Source organism: Dactylosporangium sp. NPDC000521 (assembly GCF_042898305.1).
Taxonomy (GTDB): domain Bacteria; phylum Actinomycetota; class Actinomycetes; order Mycobacteriales; family Micromonosporaceae; genus Dactylosporangium.
Window position 1 is genome coordinate 655,260 of sequence record NZ_JBIAYW010000003.1, and the last position, 9,354, is coordinate 664,613.

Annotated in this window: 8 protein-coding genes and 1 pseudogene; 6 read left to right on the plus strand and 3 right to left on the minus strand. The window is 72.4% G+C overall.

Annotated features, from left to right (window positions below; all coding sequences use genetic code 11):
- Window positions 1-556: 556 nt before the first annotated feature.
- Window positions 557-2,710 (minus strand): excinuclease ABC subunit UvrB, encoded by a 2,154-nt coding sequence (uvrB, locus tag ACFY3L_RS13170; RefSeq protein ID WP_389322265.1) that lies wholly within the window; start codon window positions 2,708-2,710, stop codon window positions 557-559.
- A gap of 484 nt (window positions 2,711-3,194) precedes the next feature.
- A pseudogene (coaE, locus tag ACFY3L_RS13175) lies at window positions 3,195-3,764 on the minus strand (dephospho-CoA kinase); the annotation flags it as partial.
- 128 nt (window positions 3,765-3,892) lie between these two features.
- Here coaE and ACFY3L_RS13180 point away from each other — a divergent pair.
- Both ACFY3L_RS13180 and ACFY3L_RS13185 read left to right on the plus strand, forming a co-directional pair.
- A complete protein-coding gene (locus ACFY3L_RS13180; protein ID WP_389322267.1) occupies window positions 3,893-4,135 on the plus strand; it encodes a hypothetical protein in 243 nt (80 codons plus the stop codon).
- 267 nt (window positions 4,136-4,402) lie between these two features.
- Window positions 4,403-5,245: a hypothetical protein gene (locus tag ACFY3L_RS13185; RefSeq protein WP_389322269.1), complete on the plus strand. Its 843-nt coding sequence runs from the start codon at window positions 4,403-4,405 to the stop codon at window positions 5,243-5,245.
- A gap of 4 nt (window positions 5,246-5,249) precedes the next feature.
- Here ACFY3L_RS13185 and ACFY3L_RS13190 read toward each other — a convergent pair whose 3' ends face one another.
- Window positions 5,250-5,543 carry an antibiotic biosynthesis monooxygenase family protein gene (locus ACFY3L_RS13190; RefSeq protein ID WP_389322271.1) on the minus strand — a complete coding sequence of 98 codons (294 nt, stop codon included), beginning with the start codon at window positions 5,541-5,543 and terminating at the stop codon, window positions 5,250-5,252.
- Between the two features lie 21 nt (window positions 5,544-5,564).
- Between ACFY3L_RS13190 and pnuC the strand changes: the two genes are divergently transcribed.
- The 4 genes from pnuC to ACFY3L_RS13210 all read left to right on the plus strand — a co-directional run.
- A complete protein-coding gene (pnuC, locus tag ACFY3L_RS13195; RefSeq protein ID WP_389322273.1) occupies window positions 5,565-6,179 on the plus strand; it encodes a nicotinamide riboside transporter PnuC in 615 nt (204 codons plus the stop codon).
- On the plus strand, window positions 6,176-7,261 hold the full coding sequence (locus ACFY3L_RS13200) for an AAA family ATPase (protein WP_389322275.1): 1,086 nt from the start codon (window positions 6,176-6,178) through the stop codon (window positions 7,259-7,261). Before pnuC ends, ACFY3L_RS13200 begins: the two co-directional genes overlap by 4 nt.
- A gap of 10 nt (window positions 7,262-7,271) precedes the next feature.
- A complete protein-coding gene (locus ACFY3L_RS13205) occupies window positions 7,272-8,198 on the plus strand; it encodes an STM4015 family protein (RefSeq protein WP_389322277.1) in 927 nt (308 codons plus the stop codon).
- Window positions 8,195-9,354 (plus strand): STM4014 family protein (locus ACFY3L_RS13210; protein ID WP_389322279.1); only part of this gene is annotated, 1,160 nt, incomplete at its 3' end. The genes ACFY3L_RS13205 and ACFY3L_RS13210, both read left to right, overlap by 4 nt.

Genomic DNA, 9,354 nt, shown 5'->3' on the forward strand with positions numbered 1-9,354 from the left:
CTCTGGACGCTGCGACGGGTCTGGCAGCCTTTGCCCGGTTCGCCACCGGTTGGGCGCCATGTGCAGGTGCTGACGTTCCCTCGTTCGGAGCCGGTCGAATTCGCCTCGGCCGATGGCTCCGGGACTGGCTTGCGATGCTCCGAGTGGTGTGGAGCATTGCCCGTCGACAGCAGCGGGCGCCGCCGCCGGCAACAGGCGTCACCGCTGACGGCAGCGGGCGGTGCCGCCGCTGGCAGGTGTGGAGCGTTGCTCGCCGTCGGCAGCAGGTGCCGCCGCCGGCAACAGGCGTCACCGCCGCCGGCAACAGGCGTCACCGCCGCCGGCAACAGGCGTCACCGCCGCCGGCAACAGGCGTCACCGCCGCCGGCAGCGGGCGGTGCCGCCGCCGGCAGGTGTGGAGCGTTGCTCGCCGCCGGTAGCAGATGCCGCCGGCAGCAGGCGTCGCCGCCTGCAAGCGTGGAGCGCTGCCCGCCGGAAGGCGGCGAACCGCGCTTCCGGCAGGTGGAAGCGCCGCCCATACGCAGCAGGAGAGAGCGGCGGGTGGGGCCGACGTGGGCTACTTGACGCCGGCTACGTCCATGGCGCGGAGCTCCTTCTTGAGCTCGGCGACCTCGTCGCGGAGGCGGGCGGCGAGCTCGAACTGCAGCTCGCGGGCGGCGCCGAGCATCTGGTCGTTGAGGTCCTGGATGAGGGTGGCGAGCTCGGCGCGGGCCATGCCCGCACGGGCTGGGGTGGCGGCGCCCGCGGAGCCCTTCGTGCCGCCGCCCTTCTGGCGGGCGCGGGTGTTCTCGGGGGACTTGCCGCGGCTCATCTGGCGACCGCCGCCGACGGTGATGGCGCCGCCTGGGCCGTGGCCGCCGACGGCGCCGGCGGTGTCCTCGGCCTCGCGGTAGATGTCGTCGAGGATGTCGCCGAGCTTCTTGCGCAGCGGCTGGGGGTCGATGCCGTTGGCGAGGTTGTAGGCGATCTGCTTGTCGCGGCGCCGGTTGGTCTCGTCGATGGCGAGGGTCATCGACGGGGTCATCTTGTCGGCATACATGTGGACCTGGCCGGAGACGTTACGCGCCGCGCGGCCGATGGTCTGGATGAGGCTGGTGCCGGAGCGCAGGAAGCCTTCCTTGTCGGCGTCGAGGATGGCGACCAGGCTCACCTCGGGCAGGTCGAGGCCTTCGCGGAGCAGGTTGATGCCGACGAGCACGTCGAACTCGCCGCGACGCAGCTCGCGCAGCAGCTCGACGCGGCGCAGGGTGTCGACCTCGGAGTGCAGGTAGCGCACCCGGATGCCGTGCTCCAGCAGATAGTCGGTGAGGTCCTCGGCCATCTTCTTCGTCAGGGTAGTGACGAGGACCCGCTCGTCGAGCTCGACCCGCTGGTTGATCTCGTGCATGAGGTCGTCGATCTGGCCCTTGGTGGGCTTGATGATCACCTGTGGGTCGACCAGCCCGGTCGGGCGGATGACCTGCTCGACGAACTCGCCCTGCGTGCGGCCGAGCTCCCACGGGCCGGGGGTCGCCGACAGGTAGACGGTCTGGCCGATCCGCTCCTCGAACTCGTCGAAGCGCAGCGGCCGGTTGTCCTGGGCGCTGGGCAGCCGGAACCCGTGCTCGACGAGCGTCCGCTTCCGTGATGCGTCGCCCTCATACATGCCGCCGATCTGCGGGACGGTGGCGTGCGACTCGTCGATGACGGTGAGGAAGTCGTCGGGGAAGTAGTCGAGCAGGCAGTGCGGCGGGCTGCCCGCCTCGCGGCCGTCGATGTGGCGGGAGTAGTTCTCGATGCCGTTGCAGAAGCCGACCTGGCGCATCATCTCGATGTCATACGTGGTGCGCATGCGCAGCCGCTGGGCCTCCAGCAGCTTGCCCTCGCGGTCGAGCTCGGCGAGGCGCTCCTCCAGCTCCACCTCGATCTGGGAGATTGCCCGCTCCATGCGCTCAGGGCCACCGCCATAGTGCGTCGCCGGGAAGATCATCAGCTGGTCAACCTGGCGGATCTCGTCGCCGGTCAGCGGGTGCAGGTAGGACAGTCGCTCGATCTCGTCGCCGAAGAACTCGATACGGATCGCGAGCTCCTCATAGGCGGGGATGATCTCCAGCGTGTCGCCGCGGACCCGGAACGTGCCACGGTTGAACGCGAGGTCGTTGCGGGTGTACTGGATGTCGACCAGCCGCCGCAGCAGCTTGTCGCGCTCGAGCTCCTGCCCGACGGTCACCTTGGCGGCCCGGTCCAGATACTCCTCGGGCGTGCCCAGACCGTAGATCGCGGAGACGGTCGCGACCACGATGACGTCGCGGCGGGTCAGCAGGCTCATCGTCGCGGAGTGACGCAGCCGCTCGACCTCCTCGTTGACCGACGAGTCCTTCTCGATGTAGGTGTCGGTCTGCGGGATGTATGCCTCAGGCTGGTAGTAGTCGTAGTAGCTGACGAAGTATTCGACCGCGTTGTTGGGCATGAGGCCGCGGAACTCCGTGGCCAGCTGCGCGGCGAGGGTCTTGTTGTGGGCGAGCACGAGTGTCGGGCGCTGCAGCCGCTCGACGAGCCACGCGGTCGTCGCGCTCTTGCCGGTGCCGGTCGCACCGAGCAGCACCGAGTGCCGCTCGCCGGACCGGATGCGACGCGCCAGCTGCTCGATGGCGGCGGGCTGGTCGCCGGACGGAACGTATTCGCTGACCACCTCGAAGCGGTTGTCCAAGCGGGGGATGTCGAGCGCCATGACCCAACCGTACGCGGGGGGTATGACAACTTTCGGCTTCCTCGCCCTGGGTGGTCGATCGTATTCAACCTGACGATTGTGTGGGGAAGATCACCGGGCTACCGTAGAGCCGTAGGCCGCTCGCGGCGGCCGACCGGAGAGCAGGCCGGCAATCACTCGGTCCGGCCCTCCCGGCGCCAGGTTGCTGCCCCGGCCCGTCACGGCCGGCGAGCGCACCGTGGATGGATCGCGCGACACGCGCGACCGGCCGCCGCGAGCGCCCCTGCGCCGTCGGCCGGGGAAGCGCCACGACCGCCCCTGCGCCACAGCCGAAGCACCGCGACCGCCTCGTCCGCCGCACCGCACCGCACCCCACCGCGCCGTGCCCCACTGCACCGCGCCCCACCGCACCGCGCCATGCCCCACCGCACCGCGCCGCACCCGCTCGGCCGTCCGTGCCCGGGCGAGCGGGTGCGCGAAATCAGGCGGTACCGGCGATCAAGGGCCAGGCCGCCGCAACCGCCGCGTCCAGCTCGGCCGGCGTGCCGTCGTTGACGATCGAGACGTCCGCGACCGCCCGCCGCTGCTCGTCCGTCGCCTGCGCCGCGATCCGGGCCCTGGCCTCCTCCGGCGTCATCCCGCGCAACCGCACCAGCCGGTCCAGCCGCGTGGGGAGCGAGGCGAACACGATGACCACCGTCTCGTACAGGCGGGACATCTGCTTCTCGACGAGGAGCGGCACGTCGTTGACGACGACGGCGCCGTCAGGCGCGGCCGCGACCAGCTCGGCCGTCCGTGCCCGGACGAGGGGGTGCACGATGCCCTCCAGCGTCGCGCGCGCCTCGTCGGAGCCGAAGATCCGGCTCGCCATCGCGGCCCGGTCGAGCGCGCCGTCCGCGGTGAGCACGCCGTCGCCGAACGCCTCGACGACCGCGGCCAGGCCGGGCGTGCCGGGCTCCACGACCTCGCGCGCCAGCCGGTCCGCGTCGATGATCACGGCACCGAGCGCGGCCAGCCGCTCCGCCACGGCGCTCTTACCGGCACCGATGCCGCCGGTCAGCCCCACCATCCTCATCCGCCCATCACAGCAGAGCTGACGAACCGGCCGCGCACCGGACAGGTGATCTCCGGCGTGTGCAGCGCGAAAAGCGGCATTTGCGGAGATAACCTCCGTGCTGAGGAAGACAACATAGCGGGGCGAACATGACACAGGGGCGACACTGCATCGGCCGGCCGGGCCTGGGGCGCCGTGACATCACCATGATTCTTGCGACCACCGACGCCGCCGAAGGCGGACCACGGCACCGCCGCGGCCGCTCGCTGCGCCGGTCGACGACCGAGGCGGCGGGCATCTTCGCCGCGGCCGCCGCGCTGGCGATACTCGCGGTCAGCGGCTGGTATGCGGCGTCGGGGGCGAACGCGGTCGCACAGATGCTGGCGCGCTGACCAGGCGACCCGAGTGGGTGCAGGCGGACACCCGAAAGGTGGGTCATCCACGCCATCAGCCGTGGCGCGAGGCGCGGGCTGTCAGCGATACTCTGCCCGGGCGAGTGCACGAGTGCCGTGCGCAAGTGCACGAACTGCACCGCCGCCAGGACCAGAAGGACGCGCTGCATGGAGCCGGGACACCCCCCACGGCAGGATCCGCCGACGGAGCCGAGCCACGACCAGGTCAACGGGTCGCCACCGCGACCCCGCAGCCGGCGTGGCTGGATGTCGGACTCGCCGCTCGACGGCGGGTCCGGCTGGCCGACCTCGGCGTACGCGATCGTCCCCAGGCAGGCGACTCCCCCGAAGGAAGAGCGGCGGGCACCGCAGGAAGAACCCCAGGAGGCGCCGCAGCCCGAGGTCGCCGAGCCGCCCCAGGAGGCGCCCGGCCGCCGCTGGCGGATCGCCGCCCTGGTCATCGGCCTGATCGTGCTCCTTGCCGCAGCGGTTGGTGGGGTGCTCGCCACCCGCGAGTCGTCCGGCGACACGCAGACACCGACCGGTGAGAACCGTGCCGCCACCGCGCCCATGACCGAGGCGACGACGCCGGCCGGGGCCACCGCCGGAGCCACCGTCGGAGCCACCGCGTCCCCGAGCCTCGACGCCGGCGGATCGCCCGCCGCCAGTACCGGCGGCACCCCCGACCCGAGCGCCGTCGTGACCAGCCCCGTGCCGGAGGGCACCGTCACCGACGTGCTGCGCGCCGGCACCGTGCGGATGACCGTCCTCGCGGGGCAGCCCGACGAGACGTTCGACTTCGACAACGGCGCCAAGCAGGCGTCCGGCGCCGACGTGGCCGCCGGCGCGCTCGGGCTGACCGCCGTGGGCGGCGCGGCCTTCGCTCCCGTCCTGGCGGCGCCGACCCTCGCTGTCTGCTCGGCGGTCCCGGCCGCCCAGTGGAGCGACCGGGTCCTGCTCAGCGCGCTGCTGCCCGTCACGAAGGTCTGCGTCCGCACCGGCGACCAGCGGTTCGGCTGGTTCACGCCCCGGTCCGGCGAGGCCATCGTCAGCGGCCAGCTCTACACCACGTACCTCGACTTCACGGTGTGGAAGAAGGCCGGCGACTGACCGGTCAGGCGGGCACGTCGACGAAGTGCTCGACGGTCGGCGCGCCGTCGAAGAACGGTCCGAGCAGCCCGCGCCACTGCGTGAAGCGGTCGGTGGCGCGGAAGTTGTCCAGGTGCGCGTCCACCGAGTCCCACTCCACCAGCAGCACGAACCGGGTCGGCGACTCGACGCCGCGGGTCATGCGCACGGACCGGCAGCCGGAGGTGGTCGCGAGCAGCGTGTGGGCCTTGCTGTACGCGGCGGCGAACTCTTCCTCGCGGCCCGCGAGCACGTCGATGAGTGCAACTTCCAGAACCATTCGGACAGGTTAGGGGACATCGTGCTCGACTGGCTCACATCCACTGCCTTCCACGCTTTCGGTGCCCCCACCACGTGGGCGGAGCTGCTGGGATTCCTGACAGGGCTGGTCACGGTCTGGCTGGTCGTGCGGCAGCACATCGCGAACTGGCCCGTCGGCATCGCCAACGTGCTGCTGCTCATGGTCGCGTTCTGGCACGTCGGCCTCTATGGCGACGCGTGGCTTCAGGTGGTCTATGTGGTGCTCGGCGCCTACGGCTGGTGGCGGTGGCGTCCGGGTGCCACGACGGTAGTCCGTCGCACGACCCGCGTCGAATGGGGTGCACTCGCTGTCGCCGGTGTGTCACTCACCGTGGTGTTGTGGTGGTACCTCGACCGTTTCACCAGCTCGACCGTGCCGTGGCCGGACGCCGCGACCACCGCCCTCTCCCTGCTCGCGACCTACGGCCAGACCCGGCGGCTCGTCGAGAGTTGGTGGCTGTGGATCGCCGTCGACGTCGTCTACGTGCCGCTCTACGGGTACAAGGACCTGTGGCTCACCGCCGTGCTCTACCTCGCCTTCCTCGCCCTGTGTCTCATGGGGCTGCGGGCCTGGCGGCAGACCCTCGACGCGCGGCGCGAGACGGTGCCGGCGTGACCCACGGCCTCGTCGTCGGCAAGTTCTACCCGCCGCACGCCGGCCACCACCTGCTCATCGACGCCGCTGCCCGTACATGCGACCGAGTCACCGTCGTCGTCGCACCGTCGAGCGCCGAGTCCATCCCGCTCGAAACCCGCCTCGAATGGCTGCGCGAGGTCCACTCGGCCAGCCCGCACGTCCGCTTCGCCGGCGTCTACTGCGACCTGCCGATCGACTACGACGACCCCGACATCTGGCAGGCGCACTACGAGGTCTTCCGCCGGGCCGTCGGTCCGGAGCGGGTCGACCTTGTCTTCTCATCCGAGTTGTACGGTGATGAGCTCGCCCGACGGTTCGATGCGCGGCACGTCGCGGTCGACCCGCCAAGGCGCGGTGCGCCGGTCTCCGGCACGGCCGTCCGCGCCGATCCGGTGGCCAACTGGGCGTTCCTGGCCCCTCCGGTGCGCGGCTGGCTGGCCCGAAGGGTGGTCGTCGTCGGTGCCGAGTCGACCGGCACGACCACCCTCGCGCGGGCGCTCGCCGCCCAGCTCAGGCTGCGCGGCGGAGCGTTCGCCGGCACGCGCTGGGTGCCGGAGTACGGGCGGACCCTCACCGAACTGAAGATGGCCGGCGGCGTCAAGGTCGAGGACCTCGTCTGGGACCGCGAGGACTTCCTGACCGTGGTGCGCGAACAGAATGCCGCGGAGGACGCCGCCGCCCGGGCCGGCGGGCCGCTGCTCATCTGCGACACCGACGCGTTCGCCACCGCGGTCTGGGAGGAGCGCTACCTCGGCTCCGCCTCGCCGGAGGTCCGCGCCGCCGCCCGCGAGCCCGCGCTGTACCTGCTGACCTCCGACGACGGCGTGCCCTTCGAGGACGACGGGATGCGCGACGGCGAGCATCTGCGAGGGTGGATGACCGACCGGTTCCGCACCGAGCTCGCCGCCGGCCGGGTCCCGTGGATCGAGCTGACGGGGACGTACCGGACGCGACTGCGCACAGCGCTCGCGGCCTGCGACGAGCTGCTCACGCGGGGTTGGCGGTTCGCCGCGCCGCAGCTGCCCCGCCGGTCGCCGGGAATTGTCGGGGGGTCCTGTTAGGGTCCCGCGCATGAGGCACATCACGACGTTCGCCGGGCTTCCGGTAGTGCAGTTCGGGCCCGGCGTCGTCGACAAGCTGGACAGGGCCGGGACCCCGCGCAGCGCCGTCGCGTGGCGGATCGAGACGGAGTATGAGGACAGCGAGGAGGTGTTCGGCTCCATCCTCGACCGGTGCCTCGACGTCGTCGGCGGCGAGTCCATCCACGCGTTCGTGATCGGCCAGTGGGGCGAGGCGTATGACACCGCGCCGCCCCTGCACCTGCTCATCGCCGCCCGCGCCCGGCTGCCGCACCTGCGGGCGCTGTTCATCGGCGAGATGACCGGCGAGGAGTGCGAGATCTCCTGGATCAACCACACCGACGTGGCGCCGCTGCTCGCCGCGTTCCCGGGCCTGGAGATCCTGCGCATCCGCGGCGCCGACGGGCTGCAGCTGTCGCCGGTGCGGCACATGCGCCTGCGTGAGCTGGCGGTGGAGAGCGGCGGCCTGCCCGCGGCCTTCCTCCGCGGCGTCGTCGACTCGCACCTGCCGGCGCTGACCGACCTGGAGCTGTGGCTCGGCGTCAGTCAGTACGGCGGCGACATCACAGTCGAGGACCTCACGCCGATCCTCAGCGGCTCGGGCCTGCCCCGGCTGCGCCGGCTCGCGCTGCGCAACGCCGAGATCGCCGACCAGGTCGCGGCCGCGCTCGCCGGCGCGCCCGTCGTGCCCCGCCTCGAGGAGATCGACCTGTCCCTCGGCATCCTCTCCGACCAGGGCGCCGAGGCGCTCCTGCTCGGCCAGCCGCTGACCCACCTGCGCCGGCTCGACCTGTCCCACCACTTCGTCTCGGCGGAGCTGGCCGACCGGCTGCGGGCCGAGCTGCCCGGCGTCGACGTCGACCTGTCCGACGAGCAGGAGGAGGACGACGGCGAGCGCTACACGGCAGTGTCGGAATGACCACCATCACCGTCGTCGGCGTTCCCGGCAACCGGCGCGTCGGGCTGTTCCGCGACGCGGCCGTCGCCGCGGGACTCCCCGAGCCCACGGTCGTGAGCTGGCGCGACGTCTGCGCCGGTGCGCGGGTCGACGGCGGCGGGTCGAGCTGGGTCCGGCTGGAGTCGCCGGGCGAGGACGCCGAGACCGACCGGCTGTTGCGGGGCGCGGCGAGCGAGGCCGCCCACGGCGAGATCGTCGGGCTCGCCGCCTGGCACCGCGGCCTCGTCGCGGCGGCCCGCCGGGTCGAGGCGTGGGGCGTGCCGCTGCTGACCGCGGTCGACGAGCTCGACGTCATGTTCGACAAGCGGCGGTGCCACGCGCTGCTGCGCTCCAGGGGCGTGGCGGTGCCCGAGGCGTTCGCCGCGGCCGGCTACCAGGAGATTCGTGAGCGCGGCTGGCAGCGGGTGTTCGTCAAGCCACCGCACGGGTCGTCGGCGTCGGGGGTCGTCGCGCTCGGGTTCGGCGGGGCTCGCGAGCGGGGACGGGTCGTCGCGTACACGTCCGCGGTCCTCGACGGCGGCCGGCTCTACAACGAGCTGCGGGTGCACAGGTACACCGACGAGCCGGCCATCGCCGCGATCGTCGACCGGCTCGCCGTCGACGGCCTGCACGTCGAGCGGTGGCTGCCGAAGGCGTCGCACGACGGGCTCGTGTTCGACCTGCGGGTGCTCGTCGTCGCCGGCCGGGTCAGCCATGTCGTCGTGCGGACCGGCCGGTCCCCGATGACCAACCTGCACCTCGGCAACGCCCGCGGCGACCTGCCCGGCGTCCGGGCCGCCGCGGGCGAGGAGCACTGGGCGGCGGCGATGCGCACGTGCGAGGCGGCGGCGGCCTGCTTCCCCGGCAGCCTGCACGTCGGCGTGGACCTGATGTTCGGCCGCGACTACAGCACCCACGCCGTCGCCGAGGTCAACGCGTTCGGCGACCTGCTGCCCGGGCTGCTCGTCGACGGCCGCGACACGTACGCCGCCGAGATCGACGCACTCCTCTCCGGCCGTTTCCCCGCCCCGCCGCCGGCCACCGCGGTCGCTGAGCCGGCTGCTTCATGCGGCGCGGTCGCCGTGCCGGCTGCTTCGCGCGTCACGGTCGCTGAGCCGGGCGCTCCGTCCGCTGCGGT